The organism is Erwinia tracheiphila, from assembly GCF_021365465.1.
GTDB lineage: Bacteria > Pseudomonadota > Gammaproteobacteria > Enterobacterales > Enterobacteriaceae > Erwinia > Erwinia tracheiphila.
Genome location: NZ_CP089932.1, coordinates 2,163,950 through 2,182,600, shown reverse-complemented (window position 1 = coordinate 2,182,600; position 18,651 = coordinate 2,163,950). Strand labels below are relative to the sequence as shown.

At 51.0% G+C, this 18,651-nt stretch carries 17 protein-coding genes and 1 pseudogene; 11 read left to right on the top strand and 7 right to left on the bottom strand.

Annotation, left to right across the window (positions count from 1 at the left end; all coding sequences use genetic code 11):
• The first annotated feature begins 3 nt into the window (after window positions 1–3).
• Window positions 4–690: an exodeoxyribonuclease X gene (gene exoX, locus LU633_RS11510; protein ID WP_020323256.1), complete on the top strand. Its 687-nt coding sequence runs from the start codon at window positions 4–6 to the stop codon at window positions 688–690.
• A 70-nt stretch (window positions 691–760) separates the two neighbouring features.
• Here the strand turns inward: exoX and LU633_RS11505 are convergent.
• Together LU633_RS11505 and LU633_RS11500 are read right to left on the bottom strand one after the other, a co-directional pair.
• Window positions 761–2,839 (bottom strand): annotated as a pseudogene (locus LU633_RS11505) (S9 family peptidase).
• Between the two features lie 125 nt (window positions 2,840–2,964).
• Window positions 2,965–3,618 carry a tellurite resistance TerB family protein gene (locus tag LU633_RS11500; protein WP_020323257.1) on the bottom strand — a complete coding sequence of 218 codons (654 nt, stop codon included), beginning with the start codon at window positions 3,616–3,618 and terminating at the stop codon, window positions 2,965–2,967.
• 233 nt (window positions 3,619–3,851) lie between these two features.
• Between LU633_RS11500 and LU633_RS25940 the strand changes: the two genes are divergently transcribed.
• From LU633_RS25940 to LU633_RS25930, 3 genes are read left to right on the top strand one after another with little or no spacing between them, the layout of a single operon-like run.
• Window positions 3,852–4,124 carry a hypothetical protein gene (locus LU633_RS25940; RefSeq protein WP_325175737.1) on the top strand — a complete coding sequence of 91 codons (273 nt, stop codon included), beginning with the start codon at window positions 3,852–3,854 and terminating at the stop codon, window positions 4,122–4,124.
• A gap of 2 nt (window positions 4,125–4,126) precedes the next feature.
• Complete coding sequence (locus LU633_RS25935; RefSeq protein WP_233478520.1) at window positions 4,127–4,285, top strand: hypothetical protein; 159 nt, start codon at window positions 4,127–4,129, stop codon at window positions 4,283–4,285.
• Window positions 4,282–4,704, top strand: coding sequence for a sugar phosphate isomerase/epimerase family protein (locus LU633_RS25930; RefSeq protein ID WP_325175738.1), 423 nt, complete (start codon window positions 4,282–4,284; stop codon window positions 4,702–4,704). The genes LU633_RS25935 and LU633_RS25930 overlap by 4 nt, the downstream gene beginning before the upstream one ends.
• 67 nt (window positions 4,705–4,771) lie before the next feature.
• Here the strand turns inward: LU633_RS25930 and LU633_RS11490 are convergent, their stop codons facing one another.
• Window positions 4,772–5,134 (bottom strand): YebG family protein, encoded by a 363-nt coding sequence (locus LU633_RS11490; RefSeq protein ID WP_020323258.1) that lies wholly within the window; start codon window positions 5,132–5,134, stop codon window positions 4,772–4,774.
• A gap of 111 nt (window positions 5,135–5,245) precedes the next feature.
• On the opposite strand from LU633_RS11490, the gene LU633_RS11485 reads away from it, so the two are divergent.
• The 3 genes from LU633_RS11485 to purT all read left to right on the top strand — a co-directional run bounded on the left by LU633_RS11485 (window position 5,246) and on the right by purT (window position 8,529).
• A complete protein-coding gene (locus LU633_RS11485; RefSeq protein ID WP_046372024.1) occupies window positions 5,246–5,953 on the top strand; it encodes a M91 family zinc metallopeptidase in 708 nt (235 codons plus the stop codon).
• A 33-nt stretch (window positions 5,954–5,986) separates the two neighbouring features.
• Window positions 5,987–7,207, top strand: coding sequence for an ISL3 family transposase (locus tag LU633_RS11480; RefSeq protein WP_046371929.1), 1,221 nt, complete (start codon window positions 5,987–5,989; stop codon window positions 7,205–7,207).
• Window positions 7,208–7,350: 143 nt separating this feature from the next.
• A complete protein-coding gene (purT, locus tag LU633_RS11475) occupies window positions 7,351–8,529 on the top strand; it encodes a formate-dependent phosphoribosylglycinamide formyltransferase (protein WP_020323259.1) in 1,179 nt (392 codons plus the stop codon).
• 244 nt (window positions 8,530–8,773) lie between these two features.
• Here purT and LU633_RS11470 read toward each other — a convergent pair whose 3' ends face one another.
• Window positions 8,774–9,412 carry a bifunctional 4-hydroxy-2-oxoglutarate aldolase/2-dehydro-3-deoxy-phosphogluconate aldolase gene (locus LU633_RS11470; RefSeq protein ID WP_020323260.1) on the bottom strand — a complete coding sequence of 213 codons (639 nt, stop codon included), beginning with the start codon at window positions 9,410–9,412 and terminating at the stop codon, window positions 8,774–8,776.
• Between the two features lie 287 nt (window positions 9,413–9,699).
• Entirely contained in the window at window positions 9,700–11,175 is a 1,476-nt protein-coding gene (zwf, locus tag LU633_RS11465) for a glucose-6-phosphate dehydrogenase (RefSeq protein ID WP_020323261.1), read from the bottom strand.
• 361 nt (window positions 11,176–11,536) lie between these two features.
• Here zwf and LU633_RS11460 point away from each other — a divergent pair, with 361 nt between their 5' ends.
• From LU633_RS11460 to LU633_RS11445, 4 genes are all read left to right on the top strand, one after another.
• On the top strand, window positions 11,537–12,415 hold the full coding sequence (locus tag LU633_RS11460; protein WP_020323262.1) for a MurR/RpiR family transcriptional regulator: 879 nt from the start codon (window positions 11,537–11,539) through the stop codon (window positions 12,413–12,415).
• A 103-nt stretch (window positions 12,416–12,518) separates the two neighbouring features.
• Window positions 12,519–13,961, top strand: coding sequence for a pyruvate kinase (gene pyk, locus LU633_RS11455; RefSeq protein ID WP_020323263.1), 1,443 nt, complete (start codon window positions 12,519–12,521; stop codon window positions 13,959–13,961).
• Window positions 13,962–14,080: 119 nt separating this feature from the next.
• Window positions 14,081–14,221: a hypothetical protein gene (locus tag LU633_RS11450; protein ID WP_198292548.1), complete on the top strand. Its 141-nt coding sequence runs from the start codon at window positions 14,081–14,083 to the stop codon at window positions 14,219–14,221.
• Between the two features lie 92 nt (window positions 14,222–14,313).
• A complete protein-coding gene (locus LU633_RS11445) occupies window positions 14,314–15,549 on the top strand; it encodes an MFS transporter (RefSeq protein ID WP_020323265.1) in 1,236 nt (411 codons plus the stop codon).
• A 179-nt stretch (window positions 15,550–15,728) separates the two neighbouring features.
• Here LU633_RS11445 and lpxM read toward each other — a convergent pair whose 3' ends face one another.
• A complete protein-coding gene (gene lpxM, locus LU633_RS11440; protein WP_020323266.1) occupies window positions 15,729–16,700 on the bottom strand; it encodes a lauroyl-Kdo(2)-lipid IV(A) myristoyltransferase in 972 nt (323 codons plus the stop codon).
• A gap of 621 nt (window positions 16,701–17,321) precedes the next feature.
• Entirely contained in the window at window positions 17,322–18,650 is a 1,329-nt protein-coding gene (gene mepM, locus LU633_RS11435; RefSeq protein ID WP_020323268.1) for a murein DD-endopeptidase MepM, read from the bottom strand.
• Between the last annotated feature and the right edge of the window lies 1 nt (window position 18,651).

The following is an 18,651-nucleotide window of genomic DNA, read 5'->3' as shown; positions in this document are numbered from 1 at the left end:
CCTATGCTGCGCGTAATTGATACCGAAACTTGTGGATTGCAGGGCGGCATTGTTGAAGTGGCCTCAGTGGATGTGATTGATGGCACCATAACCAATCCTCTCAGTGATTTGATATGTCCTGATCGTCCAATCAGCCCCCAGGCAATGGCGATTCATCGCATTACTGAAGCAATGGTGGTTGGAAAACCTCGCATCGAAGACGCTATTGGCCGCTATCAGGGTAGTGCGTACTACGTTGCACACAATGCCCGTTTTGACCGTCGGATGCTGCCGGAGATGTCTGGCGAATGGATTTGTACCATGACCCTGGCACAAAGTCTTTGGCCCGGCAGAAAATATGGCAATCAGGCACTGCGGGAGTCCCTGCAGCTTGAGGTTACTCCGCCGCCCGGTCTGCATGCACACCGTGCTTTATACGACTGCCACGTGACGGCGTCACTTCTTATTCGCATCATGACATTTACGGGCTGGGACGCACCGGAAATGGTGCGACGAATGCAGGTACAAGGTTCAACGACAACCTTTCCGTTTGGCAAATACCGGGGGAACAAAATCGACGACGTAGCCAGGCGCGATCCTGGCTATCTGAAGTGGATGTTGAAAAATATTCCCGACCTGAAAGCCAATTTACGTAGCGCTCTGGAACGAGCCGTGTCCGCGACTGACGATGACCTGTCAGCCTCGCCATAACGTACTGTCAACGTAATTTAATATCAGCCTGTAGTTCCCCGGCTTGCCTGTGGCAGGCAAGATCTGGCCGTTACAAATCGCCTGTATTATCGGCTGTCGGCCCCTGCAGGGCATTTGCCAACATAAGCAGGAAGGTATATTCCTCTGCCACGCTCTCATAAAAGGTGAACCGACCTGACTTGCCACCGTGGCCCGACTCCATATCGGTCAACAGTAACAAAAGATTATCATCGGTTTTCAGGTCGCGAAGTCGGGCGACCCATTTTGCCGGCTCCCAGTATTGCACCTGAGAATCATGTAGTCCGGTGGTGACCAGTATATGGGGATAATCTTGTGCAGTGACGCAATCATAAGGGCTGTACTGGCGAATATAGTGATAAAACTGCGCTTCGGCGGGATTGCCCCATTCGTCATATTCCCCGGTAGTTAAATGAACGGATTCATCCAGCATGGTGGTGACCACATCCACAAACGGCACCTGGGCCACCACGCCGTGAAAAAGCGCAGGTGCCATGTTAATCACCGCGCCCATTAACAGTCCTCCTGCACTGCCGCCCATGGCATAGAGCTTGCGGGCATCGCAATACCCCTTTTTGACCATCGCATCGGTTACATCAATAAAATCGTGTAACGTGTTCATTTTATTGAGCAATTTTCCATCTTCATACCATTGCTGGCCGAGTTCTCCACCGCCGCGAATATGGGCAAGGGCAAAGATAAATCCACGATCCAGCAGACTCAGTCGGCTCGCACTGAAAACGGCGTCCATGCTGCTGCCATAGGAGCCATAGCCGTAAACCAACATAGGGTTGTCGCCCGGCCTGAAATGTTCACGGTGATAAACCAGCGATACCCGCACTTCCGCGCCATCACGCACGGTGATCCAGTGACGTTCACTACGGTAATCACTGGCGTTAAACCCGTTGACGTCGGTCTGTTTGAGGATCTGGCGGCTACTGCTGTCCATATCCAGCTCAAACAGCGTATCCGGCGTGGTCATTGAGGAATAGCCATAGCGCAGCAGCGCTGTTTCCGGTGAGGGTTGCCAGGAAAGCCTGGTAACACAAGCCGGGGCGTCAAACGTAATGACAGAGTCACGGCCGGTTTTACGGCAAATTTGACGCAGCCGGGTTTGTCCACGTTCACGCTCCTGCACGACCAGCCAGTCTCTGAACAGGCTAAAATCTTCCAGCAGCACGGGCGTACGCGCAGGAATAATCGTCTGCCACTGTTCCTCATCCGGTACGTCGCTGCCATAGAGTGCAAAATTTTTGCCTTTACGATTGGAGCGAATATAAAAACGCTCTTGATAGTGATCCACCGAGTATTCGTGATCTTTACGGCGCGGGCAGAATCGTTGCGGCTGTGCCGAAGCTGAATGCACATACAGCAGCAGCACCTCGCTGGTGGTGGTACTGTTCAGTCTAATCACCACGAAGTCTTCTGAGGTCGTTTTATACAGGCTGACGTAAAAGGTGTCATCCTGCTCTTCATATATCAGTACATCATCCTGCTGCGGCGTGCCTGGCTGGTGACGCCACACCTACCAGGGTAAAAGCGTTTGTTTATCTTTCAACACATAATAGAAAGTGTGGCAGTCGCTGCCCCAGCTAAAGCTGGAAGAGACGTTTTCCAGGGTTTCAGCATACCAGTTCCCGGTTGCCAAATCACAGAGACGGATAGCGTATTGCCGACGGGACAAATAATCCTCAGCCACTGCCATAGTCTGGTTATCAGGGCTGATGCCAATTCCCCCGAGGGTATAAAAGTCCGCTTCAGCCGCACGAAGATTACAGTCGAGCAGAATGTCCCACTGTTCAGGCGCTGTGGTATCTTCCCGCTGGCGAGTATAAATTGCGTACTCTTTTCCTTCTTCATAGCGGCTCTGATAACGCCAGCCCCTTTTGACGTAGGGCACTGAAAAATCATGCTGTGGAATGCGCCCGATAATTTCGTTCAATACCGTCTGCTGCAGCTGCTGATGCGGTTCCATGACCTTTCTGACGTATTCATTCTCGGCGTTAAGATAGTCGAGCACGTCAGGATTCTCACGCTGGTCATCCCGCAGCCAATAATAGTTATCACAACGGGTTTCACCATGCAGCGTCATATTAAAGAGGATCTTTCTGGCAATGGGCGGTTTTGTCATTGCTCGCACCTGCTTTCTCAGTGATTTTAGCTAAGTGTGACAGCTGACAGAGGAAATGTCAGCTGTGTTAAGGCATTAACAAATGAATAATCAGGCTGTAGGGGGCCGCAGCCCCCGCATTACCCTCATGCAGATAATTTTTGCTTTTCCGTTTGAATGTCCTTTGCAATGCTGTCACGCACATCTTCAGGAATATTCAGGGCATCGCCCAGAGCCTGCAGATAGCTTCGTTCCATAAAATGATCAACGTCGATGACCAGATTGCTCAGGAAGTAAACCTCAAGTGCCTCTTCCTCATCGTTGATGTCCTGCACCAGTTTTTCCGGGGCGAGGGGCATATCAATTGCCTGCTGAATTAGCCGCTCCCCTTCGGTGCCGAGACCTGCCTGCTGGATATGCTGATCGATCACCTGCCTTTCGTTGCTGTCAATATGTCCATCGCTTTTGGCGGCAAAGACCAGCGCCAGAACAAGGCGCTCTGCACGACGATCAATGGAGGACTGCCGCGACTCACTGCCCGAACGACTGGCATGCGCTTCACTGAGGCGGTGTTTATATTTATTCCACAACAGTGCGCCGGCGGCGGCGCTACCGCCAATAATCAGCGCATTTTTCCCATACTTACTCAGCAACTTGCGGGAGGATTTACTGGCAATAAGCAAGCAAGCCAGACCACCCAATGCGCCCGGTGCCAGCATTTTACTTAACCCTTGAGCACCAGTGCTGCCCGGCTTGTTGTTGCCCAGAACATGTTTAAGCTGTTTTAACCAGTCAGACATCATCTTTACCTTCTGTGAAAGAAAAATCACAGAATAGAGCGCACTGTGTCAAGAACAGTCAGTTCTGGAAAAAACCCGAAAACAACAGATAACAGCATACTAACAATAAAATCGCACTATACTTAACTCACTCACAATCATCCTAGGGATTGCTGACATCCTCGCCACCATTACCACCATTACTGGCTCAGACCGTTTAATGCCATCCTTACCTGAAACAGGCAACAGCAGGATTGGCTCAGAGGAAAATAACGCGCTTCGCAGAGAACGCCTTGTTTATTAACATGGTCATTTTTGGCGGTATGCCTGAAGAAAAGGTCCATGCCGCTGCACAGGCAGGTTTCCAGCAGATTGAGCTATGGCACCAGGATGTCCGGCAGCCACGCTGCGATGCTACAGGGGGCGCTCAGTTGCGGGAAAAACAGCATCTGGCATTAACCGACTATCAGCTACTGCTCGATTTTGATGGCACCCCTGACAGGTCAAAGCAAGCAGCAAAGCATTGATAATGCCCAATACGGCTGTTGCACTCGGTGACAGCACGTTGTTAACGCCTGCGTCAACCGCAAGCCAATGTATTGCCGCACGCGAAGAAGAAGATATCCGCTGGCTGGTGGCTGAGGCGGCAAAGCGGGGGCTGAAAGTAGCGTTTGAGGCGATGGCCTGAAGCAGACATATCAGCGACGCACCGCCACATGGCAAATAGTACAGCGCATAGATCAACCCAACCTCGGACTGGTTATCGACGCATTCCATATCTTTGCCTGCAACCGTACAGTTGACGATCTTCTTGATATCCCCATGGAGAAAATTTTTCTGGGGCAGTTTTCAAAGCTTGCTGTTGTGCCCACGCAGGCAGAACTTATTGAAACCACACGCCATAAACGACTGTTACAAGGCCAGGGCACTTTCCCGCTCAATACCCTGTTCGATTACCTGGCCAGTAGGGGCTATCACAGGCCGATAGGACTGGAAGTGTTCAATGATGCTCTCCACCAGCAACCACCTGTGGAAGTGGCAAAGCAGGCGATGTCTGCACTGCAAAACTGCCTGTCCGGGCCGCCGCAAGGAACCACAACGAGCTGATAATCATTCGGCCCCCGGCACAATCGATAACAGCGACACCGTCGAAACGATCAGGCCGCTGTGGCAATCAGGCTGCTTTGCCTGCGCGTGTCGTTTTTACCGGGCGAACAACCTCAGATTCCGTGCTCATGCTGTCCCCGGCGTCGGGCTGCAGCTCGCTTTCGCAGGTTGGCTCCTCTGTGCTTTCGCCTGAATCCGGCAATTTGCTTGTACGCAGGATATGCTGGAGCACCTCTTTATTTTCCGCAAGATAGAGGCCGAGCGCCTCATAATGCTGCTCATCCAATGTCAACGGTGCAACGGACAGCCAGTCGGAGAAAACCTCAGCCATATCCAGCATTTTGTCGTACGCATCGGCTTCTTTTTTGCTGGCGAACGTCATTTTTTCCTCACCTTTTCTGACCACAACATATTTAATTTCAACAGCCATGATACACACCTTAAGTTAACTGTATTTTCATGGGTCTTCCCCTGTTGTGGTGGCGCACACTGCCAATCAAGTATAATCCTCTTGACTTGCGCTTATCCTCAGGAGGTCTTAATGCGCCCTACATCCCTTAACCTGACATTACCTTCGTTACCTCTACCCTCATCTTCGAATTCAATTTCAGCCACAGACATTCAATCTCTTGTAAAAATATCGGGTGTGCGCTGGGTGAAAAACAACCAACAACTCTGTTTCCACGGGACTGACCTTAAAATCTACAAGCATCTTGAAGCTGCTCTCGATAAGATCGAATCCACAGACACTGGACGTACTCTTTTGAACTGTATTGAATTAACATCCCGACTCAAATCAGAAAAACTGGCAATACATCTCGATTCTGCTGAGTTAGGGGTGATAGCACACTGCAATACGGATGCTGAAAACTCCCGAGGAACTGGCTCCGACTTTCACTGTAATCTGAATGCAGTTGAATATCCCTGCGCGCAAGGAATTAGCCTGGTAGACTTTCATGCGTGCATTGTTTTCCATGAACTTCTCCACGTTTTCCACAATTTAAATGGAGAGCGCCTGAAAGTTGAGAGTTCTCAACCAGAATTACAAACACACTCCCCACTTTTACTCGAAGAAGCCAGGACTGTTGGGTTGGGTGCTTTTTCTGAAGAAGTTCTTTCAGAAAATAAATTTCGTGAAGAGATTGGGATGCCCCGCAGAACATTCTACCCGCACGATTCATCTCTCATTCATGATGACAATACAGTGACTCAGGGATTCCAGCGGAAAAAACTACATCCGTTACTTTAGCTACGTTGCTTATATGAGGACTCATCTGCATATATGGATGAAAAATCGCTATACGCCCACATTCTCAACCTGTCCGCCCCGTGGCAGGTTGAATCACTTTCCCTTGATGAAAATACTGGCTCTGTCACCGTTGTTGTCGGGATCGCCAAAAATTCACTGCTAATCTGCCCGACATGCAGGCAGCAATGCCCTGTTCACGATCACCGCCACCGCAAATGGCGTCATCTTGATACCTGCCAGTTCATGACTGTCGTTGAGGCGAATGTCCCCCGGGTCATGTGTCCAGACCATGGATGCCAGACGTTACCTGTTCCGTGGGCCGGAGCTGGTAGCCGATATACGTTATTGTTCGAATCATTCATCCTTTCCTGGCTGAAAATTAGCACGGTTGATGCGGTAAGAAAGCAACTTAAGCTTAGCTGGAATGCCGTTGACGGCATTATGACCCGGGCAGTTAAACGTGGTCTTGCGCGAATAAAAAAGCCGCTATCAGCCCGGCATATGAATGTGGACGAAGTTGCGTTCAAAAAAGGGCACCGGTACATCACAGTGATATCAGATCGTGAGGGACGAGCGCTGGCATTAACGGATGATCGGGGAACAGAAAGTCTTGCCAGCTATCTTCGCACCCTCACCGACAGTCAGCTGCAGGCAGTCAAAACGTTCTCAATGGATATGAATGCCGGATATATCAGAGCGGCACGCATCCATCTTCCGGGCGCCGTAGAGAAAATAGCCTTTGACCGCTTCCATGTGGCAAAACAGCTGGGTGAAATCGTTGATAAGACACGGCAGAACGAACATCCCCGACTTCCGGTTGACAGCCGCCGTCAGGCAAAAGGAACCCGCTTCCTGTGGCAATACAGTGACAAATGGATGACAGAGCCCCGACAGGAAAAACTGGCATGGCTGAGAGAACAGATGCAACTGACCAGCCAGTGCTGGACACTGAAAGAGCTGGCGAAAGATATCTGGAACCGCCCCTGGAGTGACAAACGACGTGCAGACTGGTTGCAGTGGATAGCACTGGCGAAAAGTTGCGATGTGCCGGTAATGAGAAATATGGCAGGAACCATCACAAAAAGGCTGTACGGAATACTTAACGCCATGCGGTACAGCGTCTCAAATGGTAATGCCGAAGCGCTGAACAGCAAAATAAGGCTGCTGAGGATAAAGGCCAGAGGCTATCGAAACCGGGAGCGATTTAAACTGGGGGTGATGTTCCATTACGGGAAGCTGGATATGACGTTCTGATCCTCCCACCATGATTGGGGAAGACCCATTTTCATACAGTATATCAGTAATAATTTTCTATCTCAACGGGCGAAGCAGATGTATACGCAATCGTTTTCGTTTATACTTCGCGCACATTTTTTCCATTCTTTCAGGTAGATATTATGACAACTCTGGGTACTGCGCTGCGCCCTGCCGCAACGCGTGTGATGCTGTTAGGGTCGGGCGAACTGGGTAAAGAAGTTGCGCTTGAGTGCCAACGTCTGGGCGTGGAAGTCATCGCGGTAGATCGCTACGCCGATGCACCTGCAATGCATGTTGCACATCGCAGCCATATCATCAATATGCTCGATGGTGAAGCGCTGAAAGCGCTGGTGGCACAGGAGCGTCCCGACTACATCGTTCCTGAAATTGAAGCCATCGCTACCGACATGCTGATTGAACTGGAAAGCAACGGGCAGCGTGTTGTTCCGACTGCCCGCGCCGCCCGTCTGACGATGCATCGTGAAGGCATTCGCAGGCTTGCCGCTGAAGAATTGTCACTGCCTACCTCAACCTATCAGTTTGCCGACGATGAACCTGGTTTTCGGCGGGCCGTGGATGTAGTTGGTTTCCCGTGCATTATTAAGCCGGTGATGAGTTCATCGGGTAAAGGACAGAGTTTTATTCGTGAGGCAGCGCAGCTTGATGCGGCCTGGCGCTATGCGCAGCAGGGTGGACGTGCCGGCGCTGGCCGGGTGATTATTGAGGGTGTTGTTAAATTTGATTTCGAAATCACCTTACTGACCATCAGTGCGGTGGACGGCATCCACTTTTGTGCGCCCATTGGCCATCGACAGGAAGATGGCGACTACCGTGAATCCTGGCAGCCACAGCAGATGAGCGCCCTCGCCCTGCAACGTGCTGAAGAAATTGCCAGAAAAGTGGTAACCGCATTAGGTGGTTACGGTCTGTTTGGCGTTGAACTCTTTGTTTGCGGTGATGACGTGGTGTTTAGCGAAGTCTCACCGCGCCCGCACGACACCGGTCTGGTAACGCTTGTCTCCCAGGATTTATCAGAATTCGCCCTGCACGTTCGCGCATTCCTTGGTCTGCCAGTCGGCAGGATCCGTCAATACGGCCCTTCTGCTTCAGCCGTTATTCTGCCTGAGTTAAGCAGCGAAAACGTTCAGTTTACGCAGCTGGAGAAAGTTCTGGGCGCGGGGCTGCAGCTGTGCCTGTTTGGTAAGCCGGAAATCAACGGCAAACGCCGTCTGGGTGTTGCGCTGGCAATAAGTGACACTGTCACTGATGCCGTGCAGCGTGCTATTCATTGCGCTGCGGGTGTAAAAATCAGCGGATAACATTGCCTCATCGCAAAAGAAGAATGGCAGATGCCATTCTTCTTTTATTGCTCGAAAAAACCGCATTCTGCTGGCGGGATTATTAACAGGTTTTATCGCTCTGCTTTATTTTCTTTGGATTCGAATCTACCAGCATAATCAGAGTTAGCCATTACGGTTTTTTTCGTCTGTCAGTGGGGCTAGAGCAACAACTTCTGGTATAGGGCAAACTGTTACCGTCTCTGTCATCGATGATGCGGGATACTCATACCGCACCCGTTACGGCTTCTTTCGCCAGTCTGGTAATACGGGAGTAATCCCCGCTTTCCAGTGCATCACCCGGCACCAGCCACGATCCGCCAATACAGAGTACGTTTTTCAGCGCCAGATAGTCACGGTAGTTTGCCGATGTAATTCCACCTGTCGGACAGAAGCGTACCTGGGGAAAAGGGCCGGAAATAGCCTGTAATGCCTGTACACCGCCGTTGGCTTCTGCAGGAAAGAACTTAAACTCACACAGGCCGTAGTCCATACCCTCCATCAATTCAGAAACCGTGCTGATACCCGGAATCAACGGCACGCTTCCGGCGACCGCTGCCTTTAGCAACGAGGGGGTTATACCTGGGCTAATTGCAAATTGCACACCAGCATCCGTTACCGCATTGAGCTGTTCAGCGTTAATAACCGTTCCGGCACCGACAACCGCCTCCGGCACTTCTTTAATTATCGCTGTAATGGCATCCATCGCGCAGGGGGTGCGCAGCGTAATTTCCAACACATGAACACCACCCGCCACCAGTGCTCTTGCCATCGGCACCGCATATTCCAGTTTGTTAATCACCATTACCGGCACGACCGGACCGCTGCCAAGGATCTGTTCAGCACTCGTTTTCCAGTGATTCATTAACCTGATTCTCCTGTCTGTTCAGCCAGCATTCCACTGCTGCAAGGGCTTGTTTGATCGGCATGCCTTATTCTATACCGCTCAATTGTCAGCCACTTTACAGGATAACGAGGAAATACGTCCACTCCTCTTTTCTATTTTTAAAACACAAGTTCATTTATTTTAATCACCTGTTCCTTTAGTTAGCTGCACAAGCAGGATTCATTAAAACGTCTGTTTGCGGTGACGTTAGTTTTTCACTCTGTTAACTCACAGACTGTGCAGGGGATTGATTGGGTGACGGACGATCATTCAAATTCATTCCATGAGCGACCATCACGGGTAATCATAGCAACTGAGGCGACTGGCCCCCAGGTGCCCGCCTGGTATGGCTTGGGCGCTTCTTTATCTGCCGCCCAGGCTTCCATAATAGAATCCACCCATTTCCATGCTTCTTCCACTTCATCACGGCGCACAAACAGCGCCTGAATGCCGCGCATCGTTTCCAGCAACAGGCGTTCGTAGGCATCCGCCAGGTGTGACTGATTGAAGGTTTCAGAGAAGCTTAAATCCAGCTTGGTGGTTTGCAGATTATGCTTGTGATCGAGTCCCGGCACCTTATTCAGAATTTGGATATCGACGCCTTCGTCCGGCTGCAGACGAATGGTCAGTTTGTTCTGCGGTAATTCCTGCCAGGAATCTTTAAACAGGTTCAGCGCGGGATTTTTGAAATAGACTACGACTTCAGAACATTTCGTTGGTAGCCGTTTGCCCGTGCGCAGATAGAACGGCACCCCTGCCCAACGCCAGTCGTCTATATCAACCCGGATGGCCACAAACGTTTCTGTGTTGCTTGATTTATTAGCGTCTTCTTCTTCCAGGTAGCCAGGGACTTTTTTACCCTGCACAAATCCCGCCGTGTACTGACCACGCACGGTTTTATCGCGTACGTTAGTATGGTCGATACAACGCAGTGAGCGCAGCACTTTTACTTTTTCATCGCGAATGCGGTCCGCAGAGAGGTCAGCTGGCGGCGACATAGCAATCATGGTCAGAACCTGTAAAAGATGGTTCTGGATCATATCCCTCATCTGTCCTGCTTTATCAAAATAGCCCCAGCGTCCTTCAATACCCACTTCTTCTGCCACGGTAATTTGCACATGGTCGATAGTACGATTATCCCAGTTTGAAGCGAACAACGAGTTGGCAAAGCGCAGGGCCAGTAAATTGAGCACCGTCTCTTTACCAAGATAGTGATCGATGCGGAACACCTGGTTTTCTTCAAAGAACTCACCGACCTGATCGTTAATTTCCTGCGAGGTATCAAGGGAGGTACCTAACGGCTTCTCCATCACCACGCGCGCGGGCGGCGCATTCAGTTTTGCCGTCCCCAGCCCTTTGCAAATCGCGCCAAATGTTCCAGGTGGCATGGCGAAGTAGTTAATCGTCACGCGATTCTTCTGATCCAGCATTTTACCCAGCTTGCTGAAGTGACCGGTGTCGTTGACGTCCAGATTACAGAAGTCGAGCCGGCTGCTCAGTTTGTCCCAGAGCGCCTCGTCAATCTTCTCCTTCATAAAGGTCTCCAGCGCTTCCTGCACCATCCTGGTCCAGGTCGCTTTATCCCAATCCGCACGTCCCACGCCGATAATGCGCGATTCCTCATGGATCTGGCCGGCTTTTTCCAGCTGATAAAGGGAAGGTAACAGTTTCCGGCGAGCAAGATCGCCTTTGGCACCGAAAATAACCAGATCGCATGCCAGGGCCGTTTGTGTAACCGCCATATATTCTCCTCGTTGCAGGATAAGCCTGACCTGCATAACCCGTAACATTCAGGCTCTTATTGTAATTTTCTTTCGCTACAATGTACTGCTTTTTCCCGGTCCACGTAAACTGAAGTACGCAGGGAAACGCTAACGTGCTGAGTCTGCCCGCGGTAAATCATCAGTGAATGCGTAACTTTTCAACGTTTCTGTTTTAAACTTACACAGGTGAAAATCAGACCGAGTTCAAATTATGGCAAAAAACGGCGTTGTTGCAGGCGTGGCCTCTGACCCTGACTTATTAGCGCTTGTATATTCTCTACAAATTGACATCGATTTCTCCTTTGATTGAAATCGCCAGAACGTATTAACAGGCACCATCATGACCATGCTGGAAAAAATCCAGTCTCAGCTGGAAAATCTGAGCAAATCTGAACGAAAAGTGGCGCAAGCCATTCTTGCCGCACCGGGTGCTACCATCCAGACCAATATCGCCCTTCTGGCGCGTGAAGCAGGCGTCAGCGAACCCACCGTTAATCGATTCTGTCATCGCTTGCACACAAAGGGTTTTCCTGATTTTAAATTGCAGCTGGCGCAAAGCATCGCCATAAAGGGTACGCCCTGGGTCAGTCGCGACATTGAAGAAAATGACAGTGTGGCAGTTTATTCCGGCAAAATATTTGAATCGGCCATGGCCGGTTTGAATCTCGTCCGACAATATCTTGACACGGTAGCCATTAACCACGCCGTCGACCCGCTGACGCAGGCTCAAAAGATTGCTTTTTTTGGTTTAGGGGCATCCGCCGCCGTTGCACATGACGCAATGAATAAATTTTTTCGCTTCAATGTGGCAATCATCTGTTCCGATGATATTGTGATGCAACGAATGCACTGCATTAACTGTACGGAAGGCGATGTTATCGTGCTGATTTCTCACACGGGACGCACAAAAAATGTCGTCGAACTGGCCCAGCTTGCGCGAGAAAATAATGCCACCGTGCTGGCCATTACCTCTCCCGGCTCGCTGCTGGCATGTGAAGCCACGCTGGCGCTGACCGTGGAAGTCCCGGAAGATACCGATATCTATATACCTATGGTGTCGCGGCTCGCGCAGTTAACGCTCATTGATGTGCTTGCAACGAGCTTCACTTTGCGACGCGGTGCAAAATTTCGCGACAATCTCAGACAAGTCAAGGCTGCACTGAAAGGGTCACGATTTGATAAAGACGATCCCCCCGCGCAAACGGAGCTTTTGTCATGACCGCGACCGCCACGGCTTGTCAACGTATATTTACTGTTAACTGACTGAATTTTACACAGGGATTGCTCCAGCATTACTCACTTTTTAGCCAACGGAGTCATACATGTCCAGACGTCTCAGAAGAACCAAGATCGTCACTACCTTAGGTCCGGCAACCGATCGTGATAATAACCTCGAAAAAATCATCGCTGCCGGCGCCAATGTCGTTCGTCTTAACTTCTCCCATGGCACCCCGGAAGATCACATGCAGCGCGCCAATAACGTACGCAGCATTGCCGCAAAGCTTGGGCGTCACGTCGCTATCCTTGGCGATTTACAGGGACCGAAAATCCGCGTCTCCACGTTTAAAGAAGGCAAAATATTCCTTAGCCACGGTGATCGCTTCCTGCTCGATGCCAGCCTGGGCAAAGGCGAAGGCGACAAGGACAAAGTGGGCATTGATTATAAGGGACTGCCCGCTGACGTTGTGCCCGGCGATATCCTGCTGCTGGACGATGGTCGCGTGCAGTTAAACGTGTTGGAAGTTCAGGGGATGAAAGTGTTTACCGAGGTCACGGTCGGTGGTCCGCTTTCTAACAATAAAGGTATCAACAAACTCGGCGGTGGCCTTTCCGCAGAAGCTCTGACCGAGAAAGATAAAGCTGACATTCTCACTGCGGCAAAAATTAATTGTGATTACCTGGCCGTTTCTTTTCCGCGCTGCGGTGAGGACCTCAATTACGCCCGCAGGCTGGCGCGTGAGGCCGGCTGCGAGGCAATGATTGTTTCCAAAGTAGAACGCGCTGAAGCCGTTGCCACGCAGGAAGCAATGGACGACATTATTCTTGCCTCAGACGTGGTGATGGTTGCCAGGGGCGATCTGGGAGTAGAAATCGGCGATCCTGAGCTTGTGGGAATTCAGAAAGCCCTGATTCGTCGCGCCCGTCAGCTAAATCGTTCGGTAATCACGGCAACGCAGATGATGGAATCCATGATAACCAATCCCATGCCGACACGAGCTGAAGTCATGGACGTGGCTAACGCGGTTCTCGACGGCACCGACGCCGTGATGTTGTCGGCAGAAACGGCGGCCGGCCAGTACCCGGCAGAGACTGTTACCGCCATGGCGAAAGTGTGCCTGGGTGCAGAAAAAATTCCCAGTATCAATGTCTCAAAACACCGACTGGATGTACAGTTCGATAACATCGAAGAAGCCATCGCCATGTCAGCCATGTACGCCGCTAACCATTTGCAAGGCGTAACGGCAATTATCACCATGACGGAATCCGGCCGCACTGCGCTAATGACGTCGCGCATTACTTCAGGTTTACCGATTTTTGCCATGTCACGTCACGAGCGCACGCTGAATCTGACCGCGCTTTATCGTGGTGTAACGCCGGTTTATTTCGACAGCAACAACGATGGCGTCAGGGCGGCTCACGATGCTATTAACCTTCTACGTGATAAGGGTTTTCTGATGTCTGGCGATCTGGTGATCGTGACACAGGGGGACGTGATGAGCACCACTGGCACCACCAATACCAGCCGTGTTCTTCGTGTTGATTAAGTCATAAGTCATACCCCCATCCATAATATCGCCATTCTTCGTAATGGCGATTGTTCCTCACCCTGAAAATTTTACCTCTCCGAAATAATTCCCCACCTGACACCCTTCTTACTGAAAAAGTGCAGCGTCTGGCCGTAGACGTGCCGGAGCCTCTCAAACTGCTGTCAGTGTTTACCGACGTGTTTGACTGCATATTCCGTTTTATCAGCGCGATCCTCGATGAATCTGGCACCCTGTCGGAGATTGCTGCACTGCGTTAAAAATGTCATTGAAACAACATCAAACTGGTGTATGTTGACGCGGCCACCTGGCGACCACGTTTTTTTCATTCTTATTGCTGGAAGGAGCCTGCATGGCCTCGTTTATTCCGGTGTCGGTGCTGACCCGCCGCCATCTGATTTTTCCTTTTTCCCTGGTACTTTTCGAGTTCGCTACCTATATCGCCCACGATATGATCCAACCGGGCATGCTGCTGGTCACCCGTGAATTTAACGTGGGACCAGGGTGGGTTTCTGCCTCGCTAACCGCCTATCTGATCGGCGGTATCGTGCTGCAATGGCTGCTTGGCCCGCTTTCCGATAAGGTGGGTCGTCGGCCGGTCATGCTGGCAGGCGTGGCTTTTTTCATGGTGATCTGTTTTGCCATGCCCGCGGTTCAAAATATCGAGCAGTTTATTTTGATGCGGTTTTTACAGGGTATCAGTCTTTGTTTTATTGGTGCAGTGGGCTATGCCGCCATTCAGGAAGCATTTGATGAAGCATTAAGCGTGAAAATGATGGCGCTGATGGCCAATATTGCGCTGCTCGCACCGCTGGCGGGTCCGCTGGCAGGCGCGGCGTTTCTTGCCGTCAGCGACTGGCGCACGATGTTCTGGCTGTTCGGTTCGATCACTGCTGTCGCACTGGTCGGCCTGTGGTTTACCATGCCAGAAACATCGGGCGACAAAAATGCCTCTATTTCCCTGAAGTCTCTGGGCAAAGGCTACGCCAGGCTGCTGGCTGATCGCCAGGTCATGCGTGGTTCCCTGGCTATCGGCCTGGCAACCATTCCGTGTCTCGCCTGGGTGGCGCTGTCACCCGTAATTCTGATCCACGATGCCGGGTTAAACAAAATGAACTATGCCCTGCTTCAGCTGCCGGTATTTGTCGCAATGATCGCCGGTAATCTCACGCTGGTACGGATCACCGGGCGCTTTCCCCTTGAGCAGCCCCTGCGAATTGCCGCCTGGCCTGTGTTAGGCGGACTGCTGCTGTCAGCAGTCTTCACATTGTTCAACCCGCAAAGCTATCTGTGGCTCACTGCCGGACTGAGCCTGTATGGTTTTGGCACCGGGCTGGTCAATGCCAGTCTTTACCGGCTGACCCTGTTTTCCAGCGAGGCGGGCAGAGGCAGCGTTGCAGCGATGTTAGGGATGGTCAGTATCATCGTCTTTGCCCTCGGTATTGAACTGAGTAAGGCTGGCTATTTCAGCGGTGGTAGCGGCTGGTTTAGTGTGGTGAATTTGTTTTGTGGTCTTCTGTGGTTCTGGCTGGTGCGGGCCTTTTTAAAGGAGAGGAAATGCCTGACAAGACTCACGTCCATCGAATAAAAACCAGCTGCCGTGATTGTCCAACGATCTTAAAAACACGCCTGTGTATTTGATGAGATCGACAACTAAAAATAATCAGGCAAAACCACAGGCATTAAAAAACCACGGTCCAATCGTGGTTTTTTAATGAACAAAAAATGGCGGCGGAAAATCCTTCCGCCTGCCTGATTTTACCCTGCTTACTTTTTGCGAAACAGATCTTTGCGTCGGTAAGGTTCAATTTCACCGTCTTTACGGGTTTTCAGCAGCTTTAATATCCAGGTGTACTGTTCAGGATTAGGACCAACAAAAATTTCCACTTCCTCATTCATACGTCGCGCCAGTGTGCGGTCGTCCGCGTCAAACAGGTCATCCATCGGCGGGCGAATATGCACCTCAAGCTGGTGCGTTTTGTCATTGTAGACAGGAAATAGCGGCACCACTCTCGCCCGGCAAACTTTCATCAGACGGCCTACCGCCGGAAGTGTTGCCTTGTACGTTGAGAAGAAATCAACAAATTCGCTGTGTTCGGCACCGTGGTCCTGATCCGGCAGGTAGTAACCCCAGAAGCCCTGACGCACTGAACTGATAAAGGGTTTAATACCGTCATTTCTGGCGTGCAACCGACCACCAAAACGGCGGCGGGCGGCATTCCACAGGTAATCCAACAGCGGATTGCGTTGATTATGAAACATGGCGGCCATTTTCTGGCCTTCGGATGCCAGCAGCATCGCAGGAATATCCACGGCCCAGCCATGAGGAACCAGAAAAATTACGTTCTGCCCGCTCGCCTGTAGCTCATCGATAATTTCCCTGTTATGCCAGATGATACGTGAGCGGGTACGCTCCGGGCGCATCGCCATCTCAGCCATCATCACCATTGACTGCGGAGCGACGGCAAACATCTGATCGATAATGCTTTCGCGCGCTGCTTCAGGCACGTCAGGCATACAGTAAAACAAGTTTATCTGCGCCCGTCGACGGGCGCTTTTGGCAAATTTACCGGCCAGACGGCCCATAGCACCCAGCAGTGGGTCACGTACGCTGCCCGGAACCCAGGCCATGGCCACACATGCCCCCAGGGCAAGCCAGCTCCCCCAGTAACGCGGCAGCAGGAAAGATCGCTGAAAAACGGGAATAAATTCAATGTTGCTTTTTTTGCTGGTATCCATGCACTTGCCCCAAACAATAACCGACTAATGATAGTGCTGGCACACGATTTTGCAATGCCCGACCTGTTCTTCGGGCCAGTTAAAAAGCATGTGCATTAAAGGCAGCGTTGATAGCAACCCATCAGGAAGTGTCCATAATCCTAAAAAAACCGAAGCTTGTTATGTAAGAATGATGAACAAAGACAACAAAGCCAATACAGATTAATGTTCGGACTAACGGCACGCGTTGGTTCGTTAACAAAAAATCTGCTGCCACAAAAAGTGCTTTTACCTGCGCAATATCGCGGTTATCTCTCTAAAAAGATCTCTCGACTGGTACAGTGAAATTGACGGACAAAGACAGTAAAATTGAGTCAAAGCCCACGGATGGCGAGGCATCCAGGGCAGAGCCTGCTGTATACAGTAAAAATATCCCCTTACAGAAAGCAGCGTTGCTCTAACTCCACCCTCGACAGTTCAAAACCTGAAAACAAGTCTCTGCTTGCGCTGCCATATTTAATTCCTGGGACAATAAAACAGAGTCGAAATATTTTGATAACCACGTCTGCTGTGTGTGCTTTTTCCAGAAAAAAGCCGGCAGGAGCGCCCACCGGCTAAAGCGAGAACGCACTTGTGCGTTAATCAGAAGTGAAGCTGCGGTAGCACCTGGCGCACCTGCGCCATAAAGTCGGTGCGATCTTTGCCGGTCAGGCCTTCCATTCTTGGTAATCTGGCCGTTAATGGATTGACTGCCTGATTATTAATCCAAATTTCAAAATGCAGGTGTGGGCCGGTAGAACGCCCGGTGCTGCCGGAAAGACCGATACGGTCGCCGCGTTTCACTTTGTCACCTGGCTGAACTAACAGTTTTTTCATATGCATGTAGCGTGTCATATACTGACGACCATGCCGCAGGGTGACATAGTTACCGGCTGCACCATCGTGTTTGGCAACAACCACTTCGCCATCGCCAATGGCAAGCACCGGCGTCCCCGGGGGCATAGCAAAATCAACGCCTTTGTGTGGCGCGATACGTCCGGTAACCGGGTTAAGGCGGCGTGGATTAAATTCAGAAGAGACGCGATACTGGCGGGTGGTGGGAAAACGCATAAAAGCCTGCGCCAGTCCGGAACCATTGCGGTCATAGAACTTACCGTCTTCAGCACGGATGGCATAATAATCCTTACCGCCAGTGTGCAGCCGAACACCAATAAGCTGACTTTGCTGCGTTTTGTTGTCCAGCGCTTCACGGGACAGCAGCACCGCAAATTTGTCACCGCTGCGCAGTTTTCTGAAATCCATCTGCCACTGCAGTGCCTTGATCACCGCATTGATTTCGCCGCCTGACAGACCGACGCTGCGGGCGCTGTCCACAAAGCTTCCGTTCACCGTACCGGAAAGAACGCTGTTGCTCCATTCCCCTTTTTGAATTTCTGACGACACTTTAAAGGTGTCACCGGATCGGTCATAAGTGCGTTTTTCCCGTCGGGAAACTTCCCAATTCAGTCGCTGTAGCTGACCATCGCTGGTCAGCGTCCAGGAAAGTTGCTGGCCGACTTTCAGGTTGGCCAAGTCTTTATCAGCCTGTCCCAGGTGGTGGATAACGCCAACATCAATACCGTATTGGTTAAGGATACTGCTTAGGGTGTCACCTGAGGAAACAACGTACTCATGCGTTCCTGTTTCATTGGGAACATCCTGATCGATTTCATCCTGGGGAACATCATCATCCGGAGTGACCGTATCCTGATCGAGCGGTTCACTGGCGTCAGGCAACAGTGTTCTCAGTCGTTTGCCATCAAGCTCGATATTTCTGACGACGGTATTTTCTGCAACAGTTGAAGGAGTATAGACGTAAGGCCGCCAGACAGAAACGGCCAGAGTAGCTACGCTCAGTAAACCCAGCATAATGCGGTGGGTTCGTGGCAATGTATTGAACGCTATGGCGACAGCGCGGGCGATGTGCTGCACT